Origin of the sequence: Ureibacillus sp. FSL K6-3587 (genome assembly GCF_038593165.1) — a bacterium.
Taxonomy (GTDB): Bacteria; Bacillota; Bacilli; order Bacillales_A; family Planococcaceae; genus Ureibacillus; species Ureibacillus suwonensis.
Map to the genome: position 1 here is coordinate 1,291,089 of NZ_CP151969.1, position 21,155 is coordinate 1,312,243.

Below are 21,155 nucleotides of genomic sequence, written 5' to 3' on the forward strand. Positions count from 1 at the left end.
CTATTATAATTAAATTGAGAAGATTAAGAAATCTTCAAAAAATAGATTGTCAAAAACTTGAGGGGGATGCGGTGAATGGCAAATTACGTACAAGTAGGAAACTTACAAGTTGAAAAAATTTTATATGATTTTGTAAATGAGGTTCTGCCTGAAGCGGAAGTTGACAAAGATGAATTCTGGGCAGGATTCGACCAAATCATTCATGACTTGGCTCCAGAAAACAAGGCGCTTCTTGAAAAACGGAGAGAATTGGAAGAAGCAATTCATAATTGGCATAAAGAAAATCGGGGAAACTTTGATTTTGACAAATATAAAAAGTTTTTGGAAGAGATCGGCTACATTGAGCCAAAAGTGGAAGACTTTGAAGTGACAACGGAAAATGTTGATGATGAAGTGGCTGTTCAAGCGGGTCCTCAATTAGTAGTGCCGGTGAGCAACGGACGTTACGCACTAAACGCAGCGAATGCCCGTTGGGGAAGCCTTTACGATGCATTATATGGAACAGATGCCATCAGTGAAGAAGATGGAGCGGAAAAAGGAAGCAGCTACAACCCGGTACGCGGCCAAAAAGTAATCGAATATTCGAAGAAATTTTTGGATCAAGCGGTTCCATTAAAAGACGCTTCCCATGCGGATGCTGTAAAATATGCGATTGAAAATGGCAAACTTGTTGTGACTCTTTCAAACGGCAACCAAACAGGCCTTGTGGATGAGTCAAAAGCGGCAGGGTATACTGGTTCTCCGGAAGAGCCGACTGCGGTTCTGTTAAAAAACAATGACTTGCATATCGAAATTCAAATCGATCGCAATCATCCTGTTGGTAAAGACGATCCTGCAGGCATCAAAGATATCGTTTTGGAAGCAGCTATTACAACAATTATGGACTGCGAAGACTCTGTTGCAGCCGTTGATGCGGAAGACAAAGTGCTAGTATACAGCAACTGGTTGGGATTAGTTCGTGGCGATTTAACCGCAACTTTTGAAAAAGGTTCAAAAACGTTGACTCGTACACTAAATCCTGACCGTGCCTATAAAGATTTGAATGGAAATGAATTTACCCTACCAGGCCGTTCGTTGATGTTTGTCCGCAATGTAGGTCACTTAATGACGACGAATGCCATCTTGGATAAAAACGGGGAAGAAATCCCTGAAGGAATTATGGATGGCGTGATTACAAGCCTAATTGCGAAACTTGATATTATCGGCAAATCAAAATACAAAAACTCCAAAAAAGGGTCCATTTACATCGTAAAACCGAAAATGCACGGTTCAAAAGAAGTGGCATTCACAAACAAATTATTTGGCCGCATTGAAGATTTGCTGGGCCTTGAACGCTACACATTGAAAGTGGGTGTCATGGATGAAGAGCGCCGTACATCATTGAACTTGAAAAACTGCATCAATGAAGTGAAAGAACGCATCATCTTCATCAATACTGGTTTCTTGGACAGAACAGGCGATGAAATCCATACATCAATGGAAGCCGGCCCAATGATCCGCAAAAACGAAATGAAATCATCCGTTTGGTTGAATGCTTACGAAAAATCCAATGTATTTGTCGGATTACAATGCGGCTTGCAAGGCCATGCCCAAATCGGTAAGGGAATGTGGGCTATGCCTGACTTGATGGCGGCAATGCTTGAACAAAAAATCGCCCATCCAAAAGCGGGTGCCAACACGGCTTGGGTGCCATCACCAACAGCTGCCACATTACACTCAATCCACTATCACCTAGTAAACGTAAAAGAAGTACAAAAAGGCATTACAGATTTCGAAGATTTACAAGATGCCATTTTACAAATTCCTGTAGAGAAAAATCCAAACTGGAGCCCAGAAGAAATCCAAGAAGAGTTGGACAACAACTGCCAAGGAATTTTAGGATATGTAATCCGTTGGGTTGAACAAGGCGTTGGATGTTCCAAAGTGCCTGACATCAACAACATCGGCTTAATGGAAGACCGGGCAACACTCCGCATTTCCAGCCAACATATCGCCAACTGGCTGCACCATGGCATTGTGACAAAAGAACAAGTGTATGAAACACTTAAACGCATGGCTGTTGTCGTTGATAAACAAAACGAAGGAGATCCAAACTACCGTCCAATGGCTCCAAACTTTGAAGATTCTGTTGGTTTCCAAGCAGCTTGCGACCTTGTCTTCAAAGGATATGAACAGCCAAACGGTTACACTGAACCAATTCTTCATAAACGCCGTCTTGAAGCAAAACAAAAATATGGCGTAGTAAGTGCCAATTAAAAAATAAGAGACATGTCTTCCTTTGAAGGCATGTCTTTTTTTTATTTCGTGATAAACGCCTGCGCCAAATCGATAAATTCCCGTACGGCGAAGGATAAATATTTATTTTTCCTCCAAGTCAACCCCAACTCCAGAAAGAGGTTTTCCTGTTTAAAGGGGATGGAAACGATTTTATCGTTTTGAAGTTTCTCACATATTGTTTTCGGAAGCAATGCAATGCCCACTTTGGCTGCCACCATTTCAACAATTAAATCTTTTTGGGATGATTCGCAGGCAATGGTTGGGTAGAAACCATGTTTTGAGCATTCTTCGATAATCCGATCGTACAAAGTGAAGTCTTTTCGGTAGATGATAAAAGCCTCCCTTTCCAACATGGACATATCCACAGTAGGGAGTTCAGCAAGCGGATGATCTTTATGAACAATTAACATGAGGGGATCTTTTAATATACTGATGGTCTGCAATTGATCGTTAGGCACACATAAATTGCAAATCAACCCTATATCCAATTCCCCTTCTTCAACCCCTTGCCGGATTTTTTTCGTGCCCACTTCGGTCAATTTTATTTCAATATAAGGATGCTTTTCTTTGTACAAACTGATCAGTTTTGAAAAAAACTCCACCCCCACAATGGGAGGAATGCCGATACGTATTTCCCCTTTTTTCAATTCCATTAAATCCGTCAATTCAGAGCGCAAATTTTTGAAAGCGGCTAGCACATGCTGGGCATTTGCCAAAACAGCCTTTCCTGCATCCGTCAACTCCAGCTGTTTGGATGAACGGTAAAACAGAGGAACACCCAGCTCAGCTTCCAAATTTTGAATCGCCTTGCTGATGGAAGGCTGGGAAACATGCAGGGTGGAAGCGGCTTTCGTAAAACTTAAATGTTTTGCAACTTCAGTGAAATATTCGATTTGGCGGATGTCCACAAGCAACATCTCCTTTTAACGCACGATTGTCCTTTGTTCCATTATACTGATTAAAAGAGAATTTTCTAATGAAAAAGAATTTAAATGTGGATTTTCATACACAAATGGCAAAATAAATTACAATAAAAGTAGAACATTTGATGGAGAGGTTGAAAAAATGAAAATCTTTCTGATAGAAGATGACCCGTCAATCTTCAATTTAATCAAAGAACGTTTCAGCCAATGGTCGATGGAAGTCGTAGGTCCAAAAGATTTTAAAAAGGTGATGGATGATTTTTTGAAAGAACAGCCGCATCTTGTCATCATCGATATTCAACTCCCTGCTTTTGATGGCTTTCATTGGTGCCGTGAAATTCGTGCCATTTCCCAAGTGCCGATTTTGTTTTTATCGTCGAGGGATCATCCAATGGATATGGTGATGGCGATGCAAATGGGAGCGGATGATTTTGTGCAAAAACCTTTCCATATGGAAGTGTTGCTTGCAAAGGTACAAGCCATTTTAAGAAGAACCTATGATTATGGGGACAAAACGCAACATGTCGCAAGATGGAATGGAGCTGTGATCGATTATGACAAAGGAACGGTTCAATACGGGGAAAAAACGGTGGAACTGACGAAAAATGAATTATTTATATTGAAAACATTATTGGCTTCCGTTGACAAAATTGTTTCCAGGGATGAACTGATGCGCAAACTTTGGGATGACGAGCGATTTGTGAATGACAATACTTTGACGGTCAATGTCAATCGTCTGCGGCAACGTTTGGAGGAGATTGGCTTAAAAGATGCGATTGTCACGAAAAAAGGACTTGGTTATATGGCGGTGACAAAATGATTGGACTATTTTTGAAAGAAAGAAGAGCGTGGATTTTATTTTTCCTGTTTTTGCAAATATGGCTGAATGGATTGTTTTTCATCGATAGCGGTTTGTCCAAGGTATCCATCCTATATGTGAACATCATGAATTTTTTGTTGTTTTTCCTTTTTATACTTTGGCGTTATGTGAAAGAAACAAAACAACTGAAAGCCATTTGTGAACAACCGGTCAATCGAGAGCTTCTATCGCCTTTTCAGCAAAAGTACATCGACCACTTTCAAAAGCAATACGAAAGATTGGAAGAATCGTTCCAACAAATGAAAATAGAAGTGCTCGAACAACAGGATGAGGTGCTGGCATGGGTGCATGAAATGAAATCGCCGATGACGGCCATGAAATTAATCGTGGAACAAGTAGAACCTTATGCATTGAGAGAGAAGATTGAAAAAGAATGGATTCGCCTTTTTTTGCTGCTTGATCAAAAAATCCATGAAACAAGGCTTTCAACGATTGAAAAAGATAACCGTCTGGAGAAGGTTTGTTTGGAAACGGTCGTTCATCAACAAATCAAGGATTTCCGTTCATGGTGTATTGAAAAAGGGATTGGCGTGGAAACGAAAAGCCTGGATGAAACCGTGACAACCGATGCCAAATGGCTTGGGTTCATCATCCGCCAGATCTTTTCCAATGCAGTGAAATACAGTCGTGAAAACAGTGAAATCCATATATTCACAACCCGGGATCCAAAGGGGCATCTATTATTACATATACAAGACTTCGGTGTCGGGATCCGGGCTGAAGACTTGCCCCGAATTTTCCAACGGTCCTATACGGGAACGATTGGAAGGGAAACAACCGCTGCGACAGGGATGGGTCTATACTTGGCAAGGGAAGCGGCTGAAAAACTCGGGCTTACGTTGAAGGTAGAATCGCAAGTGGATGTCGGCACAACATTCACCATCCAATTTCCTCTTGAGAATCAATACATCCAATCTTATGGTATGTGACAAAATTGTCATTTACCATTTTTTATTTGTCACGAGAATCGAACGATTGTAAGGGGACGAAAGTGTACAATTTAGGTAACGAAACAATACAAGGGGCTGATGAAATGGCTGTTTTAGTGGCAAGAAAAATAAGAAAAACCTATGGAAAACGCACGTTAAAACAAGAAGTGTTAAAAGGGATTGACCTGGAAGTGCATGAAGGGGAATTTGTCGGAATCATGGGGCCTTCCGGTTCAGGAAAAACGACTTTATTAAATGTCCTTTGCTCCATTGATTTTCCGACAGAAGGGATTGTGGAAATCAACGGGAAACCGTTACAAAAAATGAAAGAACGGGATTTGGCAAAATTCCGCCGGGAACATTTAGGATTTATCTTCCAGGACTATAACCTGCTGGATACATTAACGGTGAAAGAAAACATCCTGTTGCCATTATCCATTAGCAAGGTGCCAAAGAAAGTGGCGGAACAACGCTTGGCCATGCTGGTTGAATATTTAGGCATTGCGGATATTTTAAATAAATATCCGAATGAAATATCCGGCGGACAAAAGCAAAGAACATCGGCGGCAAGGGCTTTGATTACAGAACCTTCCATCGTTTTTGCCGATGAGCCGACCGGGGCGCTCGATTCGAAATCGGCGACGGCCTTACTGACGAATTTGGAAAGCATCAATAAGGAAAGAGGAGCAACCATCATGATGGTGACCCATGACCCGGTTGCCGCCAGTTTCTGTAGCCGTGTATTGTTCTTAAAAGATGGTCAAATCTATACGGAACTTTATAAAGGGGATAAAACGAGACAGGCGTTTTTCCAGGATATTTTGAATACCCAAAGCGTGCTTGGCGGTGATGGTTATGACGTTAACTAATTTAGTGTTTAAAAGCATGAAGAAGAATATAAAGCATTACTACTTATACTTCTTTGCATTAATTTTTAGTGTGACCCTTTGCTTTTCGTTCATCACCATCCAATATAACCATTCTGTCACCAAGGCATTGGAAGCAAGCGGCACCGCCACGGCAGGTTTTGAATCCATTACGTATGTTTTATATTTTATTCTGATCTTTTTTATCCTTTATGCGAACCAACTATTTATGAAACGCCGCAGTAAAGAAATTGGCTTATATCAATTAATCGGGATGACCAAGGGTTTGATCTTCCGGCTATTATTGATTGAAAATGTGGTGCTATTCACGTTGGCTGTTGGAGTCGGAATGGTGCTGGGATTTTTAACTTCGCGGTTTTTTGCGATGATATTGATGAAGTTAATAAAAAACGATGCAATTGTCAGTTTATCGTTTTCCATGACCGCCTTTTCAAAATCGCTCATCATCTTTGCAATTCTATTAGTGGTGGTCTTGATTCAAATTTTTATCATGATTCGAAAAGCATCGCTATTATCGCTATTTAACGCGGCAAAAAAAGCCGATGAACGAATTAAGAAGTTCAGCATTTTCCATATGGTAATGGGAGTCATCGGAATCGGTTTGATTGCTTATGGGTATTACGATTCCACAAGATTGTTCAGCGTGGAGGGCGCCACAACAAGCAACTTGTTGATCAATATGCTGCTTATTTTAGGTTCAACGATTTTGGGCACCTATTTATTTTTCCGATATTCCGTGGCGCTGATCATGAACCTGATCCGTAAAAGCAAACAGGGATATTTAAAAATAACGGACGTTTTAGGAGTCACAACGATTATGCACCGTATGAAGGGAAATGCCAATTCCTTAACACTCATTACGGTGTTGACGGGATTAGCCGTCGGGATTATGACGCTGTCTTATATTTCCTACTATTCTTCGGAATCCGATGCAAGACGGTTCTCTCCCTTTGATTACACTTTATTGAATAATAAAGGAATTGAATTTTTAGATCAGCTCGAGGCAGAAGGAATTGAATATGAAAAAGCAAGTTTTCAAATTTCTGTGGTAAATGTGAAAATGGCTGATTTATTTAATTTGGATGAAAAGAATGCCGAGTATATCAATGTCAATCAAGAGGCAACATCATCGGTCGTTCCTCTGTCGGATTATAAAAAAATCAATCCGGATGCCCAATTGAAAGACGGGGAGACCATTATTACAAGCTATGCCGATGTATTATCTGAATTGCTGCCGTTGGAAAGCAAAAAGAACATACAAGTAAAAACAAGCGGGAAAAATTACTCTTTATTCATCAAAGAAGTAAGGGAAGATGAGTTTTTCTTATCGGTGTTGGCAAGCGCCGGTTCGCCGGTATTGATAGTGACAGATGAATTATTCGATGAAATACAAAAGGTTCAAAAACCGGAAATTACAAGTCAAATCGGTATTAATTTAGTAAACGAAAAAGACCGTGAAAAGGCCGAATCATTATTTAAAAACTTGAGGGAAAGAAAAGCCTTTGAATATGATTATCAAAAAACTTACAAAGAATATTATGATGGCAACATAGCCCTTGGCGGAATGACCATTTTTGTGACAGGATTTTTGGGGTTGGCCTTTTTACTGACAACAGGAAGCATACTTTACTTTAAACAAATGGGTGAAGCGGAAGATGAAAGAGAGTCCTATACGATTTTACGGAAAATCGGATTCTCCAATGGCGAGTTAATGCGCGGAATTTATGTCAAACAATTGTTCAATTTCGGCATGCCGCTCTTGATTGGCCTCCTTCACAGTTACTTTGCGGTGAAATCCGGCTGGTGGCTGTTCGGTTCAGAGATGACAACGCCAATGATCATCATCATCCTGTTCTATGTAGCGATGTACACGGTATTTGGCATATTATCCGTTTTGTATTATAAAAAAATCGTAAAAGAAGCATTATAAGAACAGGAAACTATTTAAATAGGAAGAGAATAAGTTTCTGGATTCGATGAGCAAGTGGTTGGCAAAATTCGCTGACCACTTTTTTTGCTTTCATCCGGCATCCCTCCCGGCTTTTTTGCTGGTCAAAAAATTGTTCCTATTTATAATAGGAAACATGTTTAATTTGATGAAAGAGAAGCTAAATATTTAAATGAGATAGCGGAAAATTTTCAGAATTTTATTGGAGTTGATTTATATAAACTCCTCTTATATACTATAAAACAGCTTAGAAAGTACAAAATGAAAGGCCAATAAATTATTATAAATTTACGAAAACACTTGCTATCCGCTATGTTATTGTATATAATGTTGAATGTTGGTCTTTGACTGCGATGAAGCGGGAGGTTGCCGACACACCCGGCCGCTTTGCCATGGCGAGTGTGTGGGAAATTTCCGTGGAGAATGTCTAGTAATTAGGCGAAAAGGAGGGAAAATAATGGCAAAACAAAAAATTCGTATCCGTTTAAAAGCGTATGATCATCGTGTATTAGATCAATCCGCAGAGAAAATTGTTGAAACTGCTAAACGTTCAGGTGCTAGTGTATCGGGTCCGATTCCGCTACCAACTGAAAAAACAGTGTACACAATTCTTCGAGCTGTTCACAAGTACAAAGATTCCCGTGAACAATTCGAAATGCGTACGCACAAACGTTTAATCGACATCATTAACCCAACTCCTCAAACAGTGGATGCGTTAATGAAGCTTGATTTACCATCTGGCGTTGACATTGAAATCAAACTTTAATTGTCATAATAAAAATTTTTAACAATCACAGGAGGTGTGACAAATGACCAAAGGAATCTTAGGTAGAAAAATCGGTATGACGCAAGTTTTTGCTGAGAACGGCGATTTAATACCGGTAACAGTGATCGAAGCTACTCCAAACGTAGTGCTTCAAAAGAAAACTGTTGAAAATGATGGCTACGAAGCAATCCAACTAGGTTTCGAAGACAAGCGCGAAAAGCTTGCAAACAAACCTGAAAAAGGACATGTAGCAAAAGCAAACACTGCTCCTAAGCGCTTCATTCGTGAAATTCGCGGAGTAAACTTAGAAGAGTATGAAGTTGGTCAAGAAGTCAAAGTAGATATTTTCGCTGAAGGCGATTGGGTAGATGTAACAGGTACATCAAAAGGGAAAGGTTTCCAAGGTGTAATCAAACGCCACGGACAATCTCGTGGACCTATGTCCCACGGTTCTCGTTATCACCGTCGTCCTGGTTCAATGGGTCCGATTGCTCCTAACAGAGTATTCAAATCCAAAAACTTACCTGGACAAACTGGCGGTAATCGAGTAACAATCCAAAACTTGCAAATCGTAAAAGTAATTCCAGAACGCAACTTGCTATTAATCAAAGGGAATGTTCCTGGTTCTCGCAAATCTTTAGTAACAGTAAAATCTGCTGTGAAAAAATCTAAATAATTCACTGGAGAAAGGAGGAAACAGGAATGACAAAGGTAACTGTACTTAGTCAAACAGGTGCTTCAGTTGGAGAAATCGAATTAAAAGATGAAATTTTCGGCATCGAACCAAACGAAGCAGTTTTATTCGACGCAGTAATCGCTCAACGCGCTTCTCTACGTCAAGGTACACATAAAGTGAAAAACCGCTCTGAAGTTTCTGGTGGTGGTAGAAAACCATGGCGCCAAAAAGGAACTGGCCGTGCTCGTCAAGGTTCAATCCGTGCTCCTCAATGGCGTGGTGGTGGTACAGTATTCGGTCCACAACCAAGAAGCTACAGCTATAAATTACCGAAAAAAGTTCGTCGCTTAGCGCTTAAATCCGCTTTATCCGCTAAAGTGAACGAGCAAAACTTCCTAGTTTTAGATGCGTTAAAATTAGACGCGCCAAAAACAAAAGACTTCAAAGAAATCTTAAATAACTTGAAAATTGATTCAAAAGCTTTATTCGTTACAGCTGATTTAGATGAAAACGTGGCATTATCCGCACGTAACATCCCAGGCGTAACTGTGATCACAGCTAACGGAATCAACGTACTTGACTTATTAGGTCATGACAAAGTTGTATTCACGAAGGCTGCAGTAGAAAAGGTTGAGGAGGTGCTTGGATAATGGATGCACGTGATGTCATTAAACGTCCTGTCATTACTGAGCGTTCTTCTGAACTAATGGCTGAGAAAAAATACACTTTCGAAGTAGATCTTCGTGCGAATAAAACGCAAGTGAAAGATGCGGTTGAAGAAATCTTCGGTGTAAAAGTGGCGAAAGTCAACATCATGAACTACCAAGGTAAAGTAAAACGTGTTGGTAAATTCCAAGGATTAACAAACAGACGTCGTAAAGCTATCGTAACATTGACACCTGATAGCAAAGAAATTGAAATTTTTGATTTCTAATCGGGAAACGTAAGGATTTTGAAATGTAAAGAAGGAGGGAAACAAAATGGCGATCAAAAAGTATAAACCAACCTCAAATGGCCGTCGTAACATGACGTCGTTTGACTTTGCGGAAATCACAACAGATAAGCCGGAAAAATCATTGTTAGCGCCATTAAAACGCAAAGCTGGTCGCAACAACCAGGGTAAAATTACTGTTCGTCATCACGGTGGTGGACATAAACGCCAATATCGTATTATCGACTTCAAACGTGATAAAGATGGCATTCCAGGACGCGTTGCTACAATCGAATACGATCCAAACCGTTCAGCAAATATCGCATTAATCAACTATGCTGATGGTGAAAAACGTTACATCATTGCTCCAAAAGGATTACAAGTAGGTCAAGAAATTATTTCTGGTCCAGATGCTGATATTAAAGTGGGTAACGCTTTACCATTAGCAAACATTCCAATGGGTACTACAATCCATAACATCGAATTGAAACCAGGAAAAGGTGGACAATTAGTTCGTTCTGCCGGTGCATCCGCACAAGTATTAGGACGCGAAGGCAAATACGTAATTGTACGTCTTCAATCTGGTGAAGTTCGTTTGATCTTGGCTGCTTGCCGTGCGACAATCGGTCAAGTTGGTAACGAATCCCATGAGTTAGTAAACATCGGTAAAGCAGGTCGTTCACGTTGGTTAGGTAAACGCCCTACAGTTCGCGGTTCTGTAATGAACCCTAATGATCACCCACACGGTGGTGGTGAAGGTAAAGCGCCAATCGGTCGTAAGTCACCTATGACACCATGGGGTAAACCGGCTCTTGGTTATAAAACACGTAAAAAACGCAATAAATCTGATAAGTTAATTATTCGTGGACGTAAAAAATAATGTGATAAAGCTACGGTTCGATCGCAGAGCCGTGGTGAAATCACGGAGGGAGGTTACTAAATGGGTCGCAGCTTGAAAAAAGGACCATTTTGTGATGAACATTTAATGAAAAAAGTAGAAGCACAACAAGGTCAAGAAAAGAAACAAGTAATCAAAACTTGGTCTCGCCGTTCTACAATCTTCCCTAACTTCGTTGGACTTACAATTGCTGTTTATGACGGACGCAAACATGTTCCAGTATACATTACGGAAGATATGGTAGGTCACAAATTAGGCGAGTTCGTACCAACTCGGACTTATAAAGGCCACGGTAATGATGATAAGAAAACAAGACGCTAATTTTGAGAGGAGGTAGATCCTGATGACAACAAAAGCTAAAGCTGTTGCTCGCACAGTCCGAATTGCACCTCGCAAAGTGCGTTTAGTGGTTGATTTAATCAGAGGTAAGCAAGTAGGAGAAGCAGTTGCGATTTTACGTCATACTCCAAAAGCGGCGTCTCCAGTCGTTGAGAAAGTATTGAAATCCGCAGTTGCAAACGCTGAGCACAATTACGATTTAGATCCAAATAACTTATATATTTCTGAAATTTACGTTGATGAAGGACCAACATTAAAACGCTATCGTCCACGTGCGCAAGGACGTGCAAGCGCAATTAACAAACGCACAAGCCACATCACTGTAGTGGTATCTGAGAAGAAGGAGGGTTAATTTTGGGTCAAAAAGTACATCCAAACGGATTGCGTATCGGCATCATTCGTGACTGGGAATCCAGATGGTACGCTGAAAAAGACTTTGCCGATTTGCTTCATGAAGATCTCAAAATCCGTAAATATATCGAAACGACATTAAAAGATGCAGCTGTTTCCAAAGTGGAAATTGAACGCGCTGCAAATCGTGTGAACATTACAATCCACACTGCGAAACCAGGAATGGTTATCGGTAAAGGTGGTACTGAAGTAGAAAACCTACGCAAATACTTAAGCGATCTTACGGGCAAACGTGTACACATCAATATCGTTGAAATCAAAAAACCGGATCTTGATGCAAAATTGGTTGCTGAAAATATCGCACGTCAACTTGAAAACCGTGTTTCATTCCGTCGTGCCCAAAAACAAGCAATTCAACGTACAATGCGCGCTGGTGCAAAAGGGATTAAAACTCAAGTGTCTGGTCGTCTAGGCGGTGCAGATATCGCTCGTGCAGAACATTATAGTGAAGGAACTGTACCACTTCATACGCTTCGTGCTGATATCGATTACGCTCATGCAGAAGCGGATACAACATACGGAAAATTAGGCGTAAAAGTATGGATTTATCGTGGTGAGGTCCTTCCTACGAAGAAAAACTCTGCGGAAGGAGGAAAATAATTATGTTAATGCCAAAACGCGTGAAATATCGTCGCGAACATCGCGGTAAAATGCGTGGTCAAGCAAAAGGCGGCCGCGAAGTACAATTTGGTGAATGGGGCCTTCAAGCTACAACAGCTAGCTGGGTGACAAACCGTCAAATCGAAGCAGCCCGTATTGCGATGACTCGTTACATGAAACGTGGCGGTAAAGTTTGGATTAAAATCTTCCCACATAAACCTTATACGAAAAAACCTCTTGAGGTACGGATGGGTTCCGGTAAAGGTTCTCCAGAAGGTTGGGTAGCTGTAGTAAAACCAGGAAAAGTTATGTTTGAAGTTGCCGGTGTATCTGAAGAAGTTGCACGCGAAGCTCTTCGATTAGCATCACATAAACTTCCTGTAAAATGTAAAATTGTGAAACGTCAAGAAACTGGTGGTGATTCTAATGAAAGCTAATGAAATCCGTGAACTTGCCACTTCTGAAATCGAAATGAAAATCAAATCACTTAAAGAAGAGCTTTTCAACCTTCGCTTCCAATTAGCGACTGGTCAATTAGAAAATACAGCTCGCATTCGTGAAGTTCGTAAAGCGATTGCGCGCATGAAAACTGTGATTCGTGAAAGAGAAATCAGTGGAGATAACTGATAAAGGAGGTCCGGTATATGTCTGAGCGTAAACAGCGCAAAGTTTACACTGGCCGTGTAGTTTCAGATAAAATGGACAAAACAATTGTCGTTTTAGTTGAAACTTACAAAAAACACAAATTATACGGCAAACGTGTAAAATACTCTAAAAAATTCAAAGCTCATGATGAGCATAACGAAGCTAAAGTTGGCGATATCGTGCGCATTATGGAAACACGCCCACTATCAGCTACAAAACATTTCCGTCTTGTTGAAGTTGTAGAAAAAGCGGTTGTTATTTAATAGAAATTCGGAAATAACGGAAATTCCGAAGGGAGGTAACCTAAATGATCCAACAAGAATCTCGTTTAAAAGTTGCTGACAACTCTGGTGCACGTGAAGTGTTAACAATTAAAGTGCTTGGTGGTTCTGGACGCAAAACTGCTAATATCGGTGATATTATCGTTTGCACAGTTAAGAAAGCAACACCAGGAGGCGTTGTTAAGAAAGGCGATGTTGTAAAAGCCGTAGTAGTACGCACAAAATCTGGTGTACGTCGCAAAGATGGTACTTATATCAAATTTGACGAAAACGCATGTGTGATCATCAGAGACGATAAATCACCACGTGGTACTCGTATTTTCGGACCGGTTGCACGTGAGTTACGTGATAAAAACTTTATGAAAATCATTTCCCTAGCTCCAGAAGTTCTTTAATCATTTGATAGTACCAATTAAGGAGGTGCGACACATAATGCATGTTAAAAAGGGCGACAAAGTAAAAGTTATTACTGGTAAAGATAAAGGCAAAGAAGGTATTGTACTTGCCGCATTCCCTAAAAAAGATCGGGTAATCGTTGAAGGCGTTAATATTGTGAAAAAACATATGAAGCCTAACCAATTAAACCCGCAAGGTGGTATTGTAAGCCAAGAAGCACCAATCCACGTTTCGAACGTTATGCTAATCGATCCAAAAACTGGCGAGCCGACTCGTGTAGGTTATAAAATCGAAAATGGCAAAAAAGTTCGTGTTGCAAAAAAATCAGGTGCAGTTATCGACTAATAAGAAATTTTGAAAGGAGGTACAAACATGAGCCGCCTAAAAGAAAAATATAAAAATGAAGTAGTTCCTGCTTTAATGAATAAGTTTGGGTATAAATCTGTAATGCAAGTTCCTAAAGTTGAAAAAATCGTAGTAAACATGGGTGTTGGTGACGCTGTACAAAACTCCAAAGCGTTAGATGCAGCTGTTGAAGAACTAGCGATCATCACTGGTCAAAAACCTGTTGTAACTAGAGCGAAAAAATCAATCGCCGGATTCCGTCTACGTGAAGGTATGCCAATTGGCGCGAAAGTTACTTTACGTGGTGACCGTATGTATGAATTTCTTGATAAATTAATTTCTATCGCACTTCCACGTGTACGTGACTTCCGCGGTGTTTCTAAAAAAGCGTTCGATGGTCGCGGTAACTACACTTTAGGAGTTAAAGAACAATTGATTTTCCCAGAAATCGATTACGATAAAATTTCAAAAGTACGCGGTATGGATATCGTGATCGTAACGACAGCGAATTCTGATGAAGAAGCTCGCGAGTTATTGACACAATTCGGTATGCCGTTCCAAAAATAATAAAAGGAGGGCGAAATCGTGGCAAAAAAATCAATGATTGTTAAACAAAAACGCAAACCTAAGTTCCAAGTGCAAGCTTACACACGTTGTGAACGCTGTGGTCGTCCACACTCCGTATATCGCAAATTTAAACTTTGCCGTATTTGTTTCCGTGAACTTGCATATAAAGGACAAATTCCTGGTGTGAAAAAAGCTAGCTGGTAATGCCCAAAAAATGGGAAGGAGGTAAAAGGAATATGACAATGACAGATCCAATTGCAGATATGCTAACTCGCATCCGTAATGCGAACATGGTTCGTCACGAGAAGCTTGAAGTACCGGCTTCCAAAATCAAGAAAGAAATCGCTGAAATTCTTAAGCGAGAAGGCTTCATTCGTGATGTAGAATATATCGATGACAACAAGCAAGGTATCATCCGTATTTTCTTGAAATACGGAAAAAACAATGAACGTGTAATCACTGGATTAAAACGTATTTCCAAACCAGGTTTACGCGTATATGCAAAAACTGACGAAATTCCAAAAGTATTAAACGGATTGGGAATCGCTATACTTTCAACTTCTCAAGGTGTGTTGACTGACAAAGAAGCACGCGCTAAAAAAGTTGGCGGAGAAGTATTAGCTTACGTTTGGTAATAAGTAATATGCGAATGGAGGTGCAATGAAATGTCTCGTGTAGGAAAAAAACCGATTGAGGTTCCTTCTGGCGTTACAGTGACAGTTAGTGATGACAATACTGTAACAGTAAAAGGACCGAAAGGCGAATTAACTCGTCAATTCAACCAAGAAATGAAAATTGAACAAGAAGGAAATATCATTACAGTTGTTCGCCCTTCTGATTCAAAAGAACACCGTACAGTTCACGGTACAACTCGCGCGTTACTCGCTAACATGGTAAAAGGTGTATCTGAAGGATTCTCCCGTTCTTTAGAATTGATCGGGGTTGGGTACCGTGCTCAATTACAAGGTAAAAAGCTTGTACTAAACGTTGGTTACTCACATCCTGTAGAATTCACACCTGAAGCTGGTATCGAAATCGAAGTTCCTTCAAATACAAAAATCGTTGTAAAAGGAATCGATAAAGAACGTGTAGGTGCATTTGCAGCCGATATCCGCGCTGTACGTCCACCTGAACCATACAAAGGTAAAGGTATTCGCTACGAAGGTGAATATGTACGTCGTAAAGAAGGTAAAACAGGTAAGTAATTAGATTGAGCGTTAGAAAGGAGTGACCGCTATGATTACGAAACTAGACAAAAACAAAGTTCGTAAAAAACGTCATGCACGCGTGCGTACTAAAGTACACGGTACACCTGAACGTCCACGTTTGAACGTATATCGTTCTAATAAACATATTTACGCACAAATCATTGACGATGTTGCAGGACATACACTTGTAAGTGCATCAACATTGGAAAAAGGTTTCGAAGGTCCTGGCAGCAATAAAGAAGCTGCAGCTAAAGTTGGCGAATTGATCGCTAAACGTGCATTAGAAAAAAATATTACTTCCGTTGTATTTGACCGTGGTGGTTATTTATATCATGGACGTGTGAAAGCATTAGCAGAAGCTGCACGCGAAAACGGTTTACAATTCTAATAAGAAGGAGGGACATACTTCATGAGTCGTATTGACGCAAGCAAATTGGAACTTGAAGAACGCGTTGTTGCGGTAAACCGCGTTGCGAAAGTTGTAAAAGGTGGACGTCGCTTCCGCTTCTCAGCGCTAGTAGTAGTAGGTGACAAAAACGGTCACGTAGGATTCGGTACTGGTAAAGCTCAAGAAGTACCAGATGCGATCCGCAAAGCTGTAGAAGACGCGAAGAAAAACTTGATCGAAGTACCACGTGTGGGTGGAACAATTCCACATGAGGTGATTGGTCACTTCGGTGCAGGAAAAATTTTAATGAAACCTGCTTCAGAAGGTACTGGAGTTATCGCTGGTGGTCCAGTTCGTGCAGTACTTGATTTAGCTGGAATTTCTGATATCTTATCAAAATCTTTAGGATCCAACACACCTATCAATATGGTACGTGCTACTGTTGATGGATTAAAACAATTAAAACGTGCTGAAGAAGTTGCAAAGCTTCGAGGTAAGACAGTAGAAGAGCTACTAGGATAAGGGGGGATAATCATGGCAAACAAATTAGAAATCACCCTTACAAGATCTGTAATCGGCGCGAGCGAAAAACAGCGCAAAGTAGTTGAAGCTTTAGGTTTAAAAAAGGTGAATTCTACTGTAGAACATGCAGATAATCCTGCTATTCGTGGTATGATCAATAAAGTATCACATTTAGTTACTGTTAAAGAAATTTAATGGCTGAATTAAATATATAAGGAGGTGCCACCTAAGATGAAACTTCATGAGCTAAAACCAGCGGAAGGTTCACGTAAAAAACGTAACCGCGTTGGTCGTGGTATCGGTTCAGGTAATGGTAAGACTGCAGGACGCGGTCACAAAGGTCAAAACGCTCGTTCTGGAGGCGGAGTTCGTCCAGGATTTGAAGGTGGTCAAAACCCACTGTTCCGTCGTTTACCAAAACGTGGCTTTACTAATGTAAACCGTAAAGAATACGCAATCGTGAACCTTGACGCGTTAAATCGTTTCGAAGACGGTGCGGAGATCACTCCTGCATTGTTAATCGAAACAGGTGTTGTGAGCAAAGAAAAAGCTGGTATTAAGATCCTTGGAAACGGAACTCTTAACAAAAAGCTTACTGTAAAAGCTCACAAGTTCTCTGCTTCAGCAAAAGAAGCGATCGAGAACGCTGGCGGAACAGCTGAGGTGATTTAATGTTTCGTACTTTCGCAAACTTTATGCGCGTCCGCGATATTCGCAATAAAATTATCTTCACTTTACTAATGCTGATCGTTTTTCGTATAGGAACTTTTATCCCTGTACCGAACGTGGATTCAGATGTGTTAAAAGTAACGGATGATCTTAACTTGGTTGGTTTTCTGAACGTGTTTGGCGGCGGTGCTTTATCGAATTTCTCCATCTTTGCGTTGGGGATTATGCCTTACATCACTGCTTCCATCATCGTTCAATTGTTACAAATGGATGTCGTGCCTAAGTTTGCAGAATGGGGACGCCAAGGTGAAGTAGGCCGGCGTAAGTTGGCTCAATTTACTCGCTACTTTACCGTAGTATTGGCTTTCATCCAAGCCCTCGCCATGTCATTTGGTTTTAACCAATTATATGGTGGATCGTTAATTACGAATACAAGCTTCCTTTCCTATTTAACGATTGCAATCGTGCTTACTGCCGGTACAGCATTTTTGCTTTGGCTCGGTGAGCAGATTACCGCTCATGGCGTTGGAAACGGAATTTCAATCATCATCTTTGCAGGTATCGTTGCCGCGATACCTACTACAATTAACCAAATTTATGCCCAACAAATTGAAGGTGCAGGGGATCAACTATTCATCCGTATAATCGTTTTAGTGCTACTTGCATTAATTATGTTGGCTATCGTTGTTGGAGTCATTTACTTCCAACAAGCATTGCGTAAAATTCCAATCCAATATGCAAAACGGGTATCAGGCCGAGTACCGCATGTTGGAGCACAACAAACGCACTTGCCATTGAAAGTGAATGCTGCAGGGGTTATTCCGGTAATCTTCGCGGTGGCATTCATCATTACACCTCAGACGTTAGCGGCGTTTTTCGGTCAAAACAAAGTGACAACGTTCATTATCAACACGTTTGACTATACAAAACCTGTTGGAATGATCATCTATATCGCATTGATTGTTGCGTTCACATATTTCTACGCATTTGTTCAAGTGAATCCTGAACGCATTGCGGATAACTTGAAGAAACAAGGTGCGTATATCCCTGGAATCCGTCCAGGAAATGATACACAAAATTACTTAACGAAAGTGCTATACCGTCTAACATTTGTCGGTGCACTATTTTTATCCGTTGTTGCGATATTGCCTATTTTGTTTATTAACTTTATGAATTTACCAGCTTCCGCCAAAATTGGTGGAACAAGCGTCATCATCATCGTTGGTGTCGCGCTGGAAACAATGAAACAATTAGAAGCACAATTAGTAAAACGTCATTATAAAGGTTTCATGAAATAAAGGTTGGTTAGGAAACATTTTTTTGTTTCCTAAGCCAGCACCTTGGGGAGGGAAATGTCCGTATGAATATTGTTTTAATGGGCTTGCCAGGTGCCGGTAAAGGTACACAAGCAGAAAAAATTGTAAACAAATACGAAATCCCTCATATTTCTACAGGTGATATGTTCCGCGCTGCCATCAGTCAAGGCACTGAACTTGGTCTTAAAGCGAAATCCTATATGGATCAAGGTGCGCTGGTTCCTGATGAAGTAACTATCGGTATCGTTCGTGAAAGACTGGCTCAAGAGGATTGTGAAAAAGGATTCTTGCTTGATGGATTTCCACGTACGGTTGCACAAGCAGAAGCTTTAGACAACATCTTAGAGGAACTTGGCAAAAAAATTGATCACGTGATCAATATTCAAGTGGAAAAAGATGAGCTGGTAAAACGTTTGAGCGGTCGTCGCATTTGCAAAACATGTGGAGCTACTTATCACGTGGTTTTCAACCCTCCTAAAGTAGAAGGAAAATGTGATAAGGACGGCGGAGAATTATATGTTCGTGCAGACGACAATCCTGAGACAGTTGCTAATCGCCTGGAAGTAAATATGAAACAAGCACAACCTTTACTTGATTTCTATGAATCAAAAGGATTGTTAACTAATATTAACGGACAGCAAGATATCGAAAAAGTGTTTGCTGATCTCGACGCTCTACTCTTACAGGGCAGCCGCAGCTGATACCCGTCATTCTTTCGAAAGTCATAATACTTTTCGCGAGGGGTATTCGGAGGCAATATAACGAAAAAAAGTTGCAAAAGCATATAGTGCCCGGTATACACTGCTTGCGAAAGTGCTTATACTTACAAAAGAGTTCTTTTGTGAAGAGTGTTATGGGTTTCGTGGAAGCATCTAGTGAACGGGTATGAATTACTTGTGTTTCCGGACATCCTTAACAAAGGAGTACAGCTCTATACCGGATTGTTCATTCCCTGGATTGTGTGAAGCGAAACCAGCGAGCGTCTTTCGAACATCTCTCATACAATCCAATGTTTGTTAATGGAGTTGCTTCTAACCTGCAAAATTGTTGCGAGTGTTCTCAGACGGGAACCGTTTAGCACATAAAGAAGGGAGACAGGTTGATGGCGAAAGACGATGTAATTGAAGTTGAAGGAACAGTTGTTGAGACTTTGCCAAACGCGATGTTTAAGGTACAATTAGAGAATGGGCACACAGTGCTTGCACACGTTTCTGGAAAGATCCGTATGCATTTCATCCGAATTCTGCCTGGAGATAAAGTGACAATCGAATTATCTCCGTACGATTTGACTCGCGGTCGTATCACATACCGCTTTAAATAATCTTTGCACTCCGAAGACTTAAGGAGGTTGAGTTGAATGAAAGTGAGACCATCAGTAAAACCGATTTGCGAAAAATGTAAAGTTATTCGCCGACGCGGTAAAGTAATGGTAATCTGTGAAAATCCAAAACATAAACAAAAACAAGGATAATTTTTAAGGAGGTGCGAAAAATATGGCACGTATTGCTGGTGTTGATATTCCTCGCGATAAACGCGTAGTGATTTCATTAACTTATATTTATGGTGTTGGTAAAGCAACTGCTAAAAAAGTATTAGCTGCTGCTGGTGTTTCTGAAGATACTCGTGTACGTGATCTTACTGAAGACGAATTGGACAGAATTCGTACAGAATTAGATAAATATAAAATTGAAGGTGACTTACGCCGAGAAGTATCACTTAACATTAAACGCTTAATGGAAATCGGCTGCTACCGTGGTATCCGTCACCGTCGTGGTCTACCAGTCCGCGGACAAAATACGAAAAACAATGCACGTACTCGTAAAGGTCCTCGTAAAACTGTAGCAAACAAGAAAAAATAATAAGTAAAGGGGGTTTACCGAAATGGCTCGTAAACAACAATCACGTAAACGTCGCGTGAAAAAAAATATCGAATCAGGTATTGCGCACATCCGTTCAACATTTAACAATACAATCGTAACGATCACTGATATGCAAGGGAATGCAGTTTCCTGGTCAAGCGCAGGTGCTCTTGGATTCAAAGGTTCTCGTAAATCCACTCCATACGCTGCTCAAATGGCTGCCGAAGCTGCTGCAAAAGCGTCCCTTGAACATGGTTTAAAAACGTTAGAAGTAACTGTTAAAGGTCCAGGTGCAGGTCGTGAAGCAGCTATCCGTGCACTTCAAGCTGCAGGACTTGAAGTAACAGCAATTAAAGATGTTACACCAGTTCCACATAACGGTTGCCGTCCGCCAAAACGTCGTCGTGTGTAATGGGTGCAACTCTTTGGAGTACATCATTCTTGTGCAAGAAGAATTGTACAAATTTATAAAGTCAAGTTTTTTTGACTATTAT

Annotated in this window: 33 protein-coding genes; 32 read left to right on the forward strand and 1 reads right to left on the reverse strand. The window is 40.6% G+C overall.

Annotated features, from left to right (window positions below):
* Positions 1-75: 75 nt before the first annotated feature.
* Complete coding sequence (locus NSS77_RS06245) at positions 76-2,256, forward strand: malate synthase G (protein WP_342470855.1); 2,181 nt, start codon at positions 76-78, stop codon at positions 2,254-2,256.
* Positions 2,257-2,297: 41 nt separating this feature from the next.
* On the opposite strand, the gene NSS77_RS06250 is transcribed toward NSS77_RS06245, so the two are convergent.
* On the reverse strand, positions 2,298-3,185 hold the full coding sequence (locus tag NSS77_RS06250) for a LysR family transcriptional regulator (protein WP_342470856.1): 888 nt from the start codon (positions 3,183-3,185) through the stop codon (positions 2,298-2,300).
* Positions 3,186-3,342: 157 nt separating this feature from the next.
* Between NSS77_RS06250 and NSS77_RS06255 the strand changes: the two genes are divergently transcribed.
* The 31 genes from NSS77_RS06255 (at position 3,343) to rpsK (ending at position 21,073) form a co-directional block, all read left to right on the forward strand.
* Complete coding sequence (locus NSS77_RS06255; RefSeq protein WP_342470858.1) at positions 3,343-4,020, forward strand: response regulator transcription factor; 678 nt, start codon at positions 3,343-3,345, stop codon at positions 4,018-4,020.
* Positions 4,017-5,009, forward strand: a complete 993-nt coding sequence (locus tag NSS77_RS06260; RefSeq protein WP_342470859.1) for a sensor histidine kinase — start codon at positions 4,017-4,019, stop codon at positions 5,007-5,009. Before NSS77_RS06255 ends, NSS77_RS06260 begins: the two co-directional genes overlap by 4 nt.
* 104 nt (positions 5,010-5,113) lie before the next feature.
* Entirely contained in the window at positions 5,114-5,878 is a 765-nt protein-coding gene (locus tag NSS77_RS06265) for an ABC transporter ATP-binding protein (protein ID WP_342471213.1), read from the forward strand.
* On the forward strand, positions 5,865-7,826 hold the full coding sequence (locus NSS77_RS06270; RefSeq protein WP_342470860.1) for an FtsX-like permease family protein: 1,962 nt from the start codon (positions 5,865-5,867) through the stop codon (positions 7,824-7,826). The genes NSS77_RS06265 and NSS77_RS06270 overlap by 14 nt, the downstream gene beginning before the upstream one ends.
* Before the next feature lie 475 nt (positions 7,827-8,301).
* The gene (rpsJ, locus tag NSS77_RS06275; RefSeq protein ID WP_016839367.1) at positions 8,302-8,610 is read left to right on the forward strand and encodes a 30S ribosomal protein S10; all 309 of its coding nucleotides are present in this window, start codon (positions 8,302-8,304) and stop codon (positions 8,608-8,610) included.
* A 43-nt stretch (positions 8,611-8,653) separates the two neighbouring features.
* The gene (gene rplC, locus NSS77_RS06280) at positions 8,654-9,286 is read left to right on the forward strand and encodes a 50S ribosomal protein L3 (RefSeq protein WP_342470861.1); all 633 of its coding nucleotides are present in this window, start codon (positions 8,654-8,656) and stop codon (positions 9,284-9,286) included.
* A 26-nt stretch (positions 9,287-9,312) separates the two neighbouring features.
* Positions 9,313-9,936 carry a 50S ribosomal protein L4 gene (rplD, locus tag NSS77_RS06285; RefSeq protein WP_342470862.1) on the forward strand — a complete coding sequence of 208 codons (624 nt, stop codon included), beginning with the start codon at positions 9,313-9,315 and terminating at the stop codon, positions 9,934-9,936.
* Positions 9,936-10,220 (forward strand): 50S ribosomal protein L23, encoded by a 285-nt coding sequence (gene rplW / locus NSS77_RS06290; RefSeq protein WP_342470863.1) that lies wholly within the window; start codon positions 9,936-9,938, stop codon positions 10,218-10,220. Before rplD ends, rplW begins: the two co-directional genes overlap by 1 nt.
* A gap of 46 nt (positions 10,221-10,266) precedes the next feature.
* A complete protein-coding gene (gene rplB, locus NSS77_RS06295) occupies positions 10,267-11,097 on the forward strand; it encodes a 50S ribosomal protein L2 (protein WP_342470864.1) in 831 nt (276 codons plus the stop codon).
* A gap of 60 nt (positions 11,098-11,157) precedes the next feature.
* The gene (gene rpsS / locus NSS77_RS06300; RefSeq protein ID WP_141601979.1) at positions 11,158-11,436 is read left to right on the forward strand and encodes a 30S ribosomal protein S19; all 279 of its coding nucleotides are present in this window, start codon (positions 11,158-11,160) and stop codon (positions 11,434-11,436) included.
* 22 nt (positions 11,437-11,458) lie between these two features.
* Positions 11,459-11,806, forward strand: coding sequence for a 50S ribosomal protein L22 (rplV, locus tag NSS77_RS06305; RefSeq protein ID WP_141601978.1), 348 nt, complete (start codon positions 11,459-11,461; stop codon positions 11,804-11,806).
* Between the two features lie 2 nt (positions 11,807-11,808).
* Positions 11,809-12,465: a 30S ribosomal protein S3 gene (gene rpsC / locus NSS77_RS06310; protein ID WP_342470865.1), complete on the forward strand. Its 657-nt coding sequence runs from the start codon at positions 11,809-11,811 to the stop codon at positions 12,463-12,465.
* Between the two features lie 2 nt (positions 12,466-12,467).
* Complete coding sequence (gene rplP / locus NSS77_RS06315) at positions 12,468-12,902, forward strand: 50S ribosomal protein L16 (protein ID WP_208651269.1); 435 nt, start codon at positions 12,468-12,470, stop codon at positions 12,900-12,902.
* A complete protein-coding gene (gene rpmC, locus NSS77_RS06320) occupies positions 12,892-13,092 on the forward strand; it encodes a 50S ribosomal protein L29 (protein ID WP_342470866.1) in 201 nt (66 codons plus the stop codon). The genes rplP and rpmC overlap by 11 nt, the downstream gene beginning before the upstream one ends.
* A 17-nt stretch (positions 13,093-13,109) precedes the next feature.
* Positions 13,110-13,373, forward strand: coding sequence for a 30S ribosomal protein S17 (rpsQ, locus tag NSS77_RS06325; RefSeq protein WP_342470867.1), 264 nt, complete (start codon positions 13,110-13,112; stop codon positions 13,371-13,373).
* A gap of 44 nt (positions 13,374-13,417) precedes the next feature.
* A complete protein-coding gene (gene rplN, locus NSS77_RS06330; protein WP_342470868.1) occupies positions 13,418-13,786 on the forward strand; it encodes a 50S ribosomal protein L14 in 369 nt (122 codons plus the stop codon).
* A 37-nt stretch (positions 13,787-13,823) separates the two neighbouring features.
* Positions 13,824-14,132, forward strand: coding sequence for a 50S ribosomal protein L24 (gene rplX, locus NSS77_RS06335; RefSeq protein ID WP_342470869.1), 309 nt, complete (start codon positions 13,824-13,826; stop codon positions 14,130-14,132).
* 27 nt (positions 14,133-14,159) lie between these two features.
* Positions 14,160-14,699 carry a 50S ribosomal protein L5 gene (gene rplE, locus NSS77_RS06340; RefSeq protein ID WP_342470870.1) on the forward strand — a complete coding sequence of 180 codons (540 nt, stop codon included), beginning with the start codon at positions 14,160-14,162 and terminating at the stop codon, positions 14,697-14,699.
* Positions 14,700-14,717: 18 nt separating this feature from the next.
* Entirely contained in the window at positions 14,718-14,903 is a 186-nt protein-coding gene (locus NSS77_RS06345) for a type Z 30S ribosomal protein S14 (RefSeq protein WP_342470871.1), read from the forward strand.
* A gap of 32 nt (positions 14,904-14,935) precedes the next feature.
* Positions 14,936-15,334, forward strand: a complete 399-nt coding sequence (gene rpsH / locus NSS77_RS06350; RefSeq protein ID WP_342470872.1) for a 30S ribosomal protein S8 — start codon at positions 14,936-14,938, stop codon at positions 15,332-15,334.
* A gap of 30 nt (positions 15,335-15,364) precedes the next feature.
* A complete protein-coding gene (gene rplF, locus NSS77_RS06355; protein WP_342470873.1) occupies positions 15,365-15,904 on the forward strand; it encodes a 50S ribosomal protein L6 in 540 nt (179 codons plus the stop codon).
* Between the two features lie 31 nt (positions 15,905-15,935).
* Entirely contained in the window at positions 15,936-16,295 is a 360-nt protein-coding gene (rplR, locus tag NSS77_RS06360) for a 50S ribosomal protein L18 (protein ID WP_342470874.1), read from the forward strand.
* Positions 16,296-16,316: 21 nt separating this feature from the next.
* Positions 16,317-16,817: a 30S ribosomal protein S5 gene (gene rpsE, locus NSS77_RS06365; protein WP_342470875.1), complete on the forward strand. Its 501-nt coding sequence runs from the start codon at positions 16,317-16,319 to the stop codon at positions 16,815-16,817.
* 12 nt (positions 16,818-16,829) lie between these two features.
* Complete coding sequence (gene rpmD / locus NSS77_RS06370) at positions 16,830-17,012, forward strand: 50S ribosomal protein L30 (protein WP_342470876.1); 183 nt, start codon at positions 16,830-16,832, stop codon at positions 17,010-17,012.
* 36 nt (positions 17,013-17,048) lie between these two features.
* Positions 17,049-17,489 (forward strand): 50S ribosomal protein L15, encoded by a 441-nt coding sequence (rplO, locus tag NSS77_RS06375; RefSeq protein ID WP_342470877.1) that lies wholly within the window; start codon positions 17,049-17,051, stop codon positions 17,487-17,489.
* Complete coding sequence (secY, locus tag NSS77_RS06380) at positions 17,489-18,784, forward strand: preprotein translocase subunit SecY (protein ID WP_342470878.1); 1,296 nt, start codon at positions 17,489-17,491, stop codon at positions 18,782-18,784. Before rplO ends, secY begins: the two co-directional genes overlap by 1 nt.
* A gap of 62 nt (positions 18,785-18,846) precedes the next feature.
* Complete coding sequence (locus NSS77_RS06385) at positions 18,847-19,503, forward strand: adenylate kinase (protein ID WP_342470879.1); 657 nt, start codon at positions 18,847-18,849, stop codon at positions 19,501-19,503.
* A 401-nt stretch (positions 19,504-19,904) separates the two neighbouring features.
* Positions 19,905-20,123, forward strand: a complete 219-nt coding sequence (gene infA, locus NSS77_RS06390) for a translation initiation factor IF-1 (protein WP_208651283.1) — start codon at positions 19,905-19,907, stop codon at positions 20,121-20,123.
* Between the two features lie 36 nt (positions 20,124-20,159).
* Positions 20,160-20,273 carry a 50S ribosomal protein L36 gene (gene rpmJ, locus NSS77_RS06395; RefSeq protein ID WP_000868344.1) on the forward strand — a complete coding sequence of 38 codons (114 nt, stop codon included), beginning with the start codon at positions 20,160-20,162 and terminating at the stop codon, positions 20,271-20,273.
* Positions 20,274-20,295: 22 nt separating this feature from the next.
* Positions 20,296-20,661, forward strand: a complete 366-nt coding sequence (rpsM, locus tag NSS77_RS06400) for a 30S ribosomal protein S13 (protein ID WP_208651284.1) — start codon at positions 20,296-20,298, stop codon at positions 20,659-20,661.
* Positions 20,662-20,683: 22 nt separating this feature from the next.
* Complete coding sequence (gene rpsK, locus NSS77_RS06405; RefSeq protein WP_016839392.1) at positions 20,684-21,073, forward strand: 30S ribosomal protein S11; 390 nt, start codon at positions 20,684-20,686, stop codon at positions 21,071-21,073.
* The last annotated feature ends 82 nt before the right edge of the window (positions 21,074-21,155 follow it).

Coding starts and splice junctions, on each gene's coding strand:
- NSS77_RS06255 (WP_342470858.1), top strand. CDS start 3,343: ATGAAAATCTTTCTGATAGAAGATGACCCGTCAATCTTCAATTTAATC.
- rplX (WP_342470869.1), top strand. CDS start 13,824: ATGCATGTTAAAAAGGGCGACAAAGTAAAAGTTATTACTGGTAAAGAT.
- rplR (WP_342470874.1), top strand. CDS start 15,936: ATGATTACGAAACTAGACAAAAACAAAGTTCGTAAAAAACGTCATGCA.
- NSS77_RS06260 (WP_342470859.1), top strand. CDS start 4,017: ATGATTGGACTATTTTTGAAAGAAAGAAGAGCGTGGATTTTATTTTTC.
- NSS77_RS06245 (WP_342470855.1), top strand. CDS start 76: ATGGCAAATTACGTACAAGTAGGAAACTTACAAGTTGAAAAAATTTTA.
- rpsE (WP_342470875.1), top strand. CDS start 16,317: ATGAGTCGTATTGACGCAAGCAAATTGGAACTTGAAGAACGCGTTGTT.
- rpsM (WP_208651284.1), top strand. CDS start 20,296: ATGGCACGTATTGCTGGTGTTGATATTCCTCGCGATAAACGCGTAGTG.
- rplW (WP_342470863.1), top strand. CDS start 9,936: ATGGATGCACGTGATGTCATTAAACGTCCTGTCATTACTGAGCGTTCT.
- rpmC (WP_342470866.1), top strand. CDS start 12,892: ATGAAAGCTAATGAAATCCGTGAACTTGCCACTTCTGAAATCGAAATG.
- NSS77_RS06270 (WP_342470860.1), top strand. CDS start 5,865: ATGACGTTAACTAATTTAGTGTTTAAAAGCATGAAGAAGAATATAAAG.
- rplD (WP_342470862.1), top strand. CDS start 9,313: ATGACAAAGGTAACTGTACTTAGTCAAACAGGTGCTTCAGTTGGAGAA.
- rpsJ (WP_016839367.1), top strand. CDS start 8,302: ATGGCAAAACAAAAAATTCGTATCCGTTTAAAAGCGTATGATCATCGT.
- NSS77_RS06385 (WP_342470879.1), top strand. CDS start 18,847: ATGAATATTGTTTTAATGGGCTTGCCAGGTGCCGGTAAAGGTACACAA.
- rpsH (WP_342470872.1), top strand. CDS start 14,936: ATGACAATGACAGATCCAATTGCAGATATGCTAACTCGCATCCGTAAT.
- rplO (WP_342470877.1), top strand. CDS start 17,049: ATGAAACTTCATGAGCTAAAACCAGCGGAAGGTTCACGTAAAAAACGT.
- rplC (WP_342470861.1), top strand. CDS start 8,654: ATGACCAAAGGAATCTTAGGTAGAAAAATCGGTATGACGCAAGTTTTT.
- rplN (WP_342470868.1), top strand. CDS start 13,418: ATGATCCAACAAGAATCTCGTTTAAAAGTTGCTGACAACTCTGGTGCA.
- rplB (WP_342470864.1), top strand. CDS start 10,267: ATGGCGATCAAAAAGTATAAACCAACCTCAAATGGCCGTCGTAACATG.
- rpmJ (WP_000868344.1), top strand. CDS start 20,160: ATGAAAGTGAGACCATCAGTAAAACCGATTTGCGAAAAATGTAAAGTT.
- rplF (WP_342470873.1), top strand. CDS start 15,365: ATGTCTCGTGTAGGAAAAAAACCGATTGAGGTTCCTTCTGGCGTTACA.
- infA (WP_208651283.1), top strand. CDS start 19,905: ATGGCGAAAGACGATGTAATTGAAGTTGAAGGAACAGTTGTTGAGACT.
- NSS77_RS06265 (WP_342471213.1), top strand. CDS start 5,114: ATGGCTGTTTTAGTGGCAAGAAAAATAAGAAAAACCTATGGAAAACGC.
- rplE (WP_342470870.1), top strand. CDS start 14,160: ATGAGCCGCCTAAAAGAAAAATATAAAAATGAAGTAGTTCCTGCTTTA.
- rpsS (WP_141601979.1), top strand. CDS start 11,158: ATGGGTCGCAGCTTGAAAAAAGGACCATTTTGTGATGAACATTTAATG.
- rplV (WP_141601978.1), top strand. CDS start 11,459: ATGACAACAAAAGCTAAAGCTGTTGCTCGCACAGTCCGAATTGCACCT.
- rplP (WP_208651269.1), top strand. CDS start 12,468: ATGTTAATGCCAAAACGCGTGAAATATCGTCGCGAACATCGCGGTAAA.
- secY (WP_342470878.1), top strand. CDS start 17,489: ATGTTTCGTACTTTCGCAAACTTTATGCGCGTCCGCGATATTCGCAAT.
- rpmD (WP_342470876.1), top strand. CDS start 16,830: ATGGCAAACAAATTAGAAATCACCCTTACAAGATCTGTAATCGGCGCG.
- rpsK (WP_016839392.1), top strand. CDS start 20,684: ATGGCTCGTAAACAACAATCACGTAAACGTCGCGTGAAAAAAAATATC.
- rpsQ (WP_342470867.1), top strand. CDS start 13,110: ATGTCTGAGCGTAAACAGCGCAAAGTTTACACTGGCCGTGTAGTTTCA.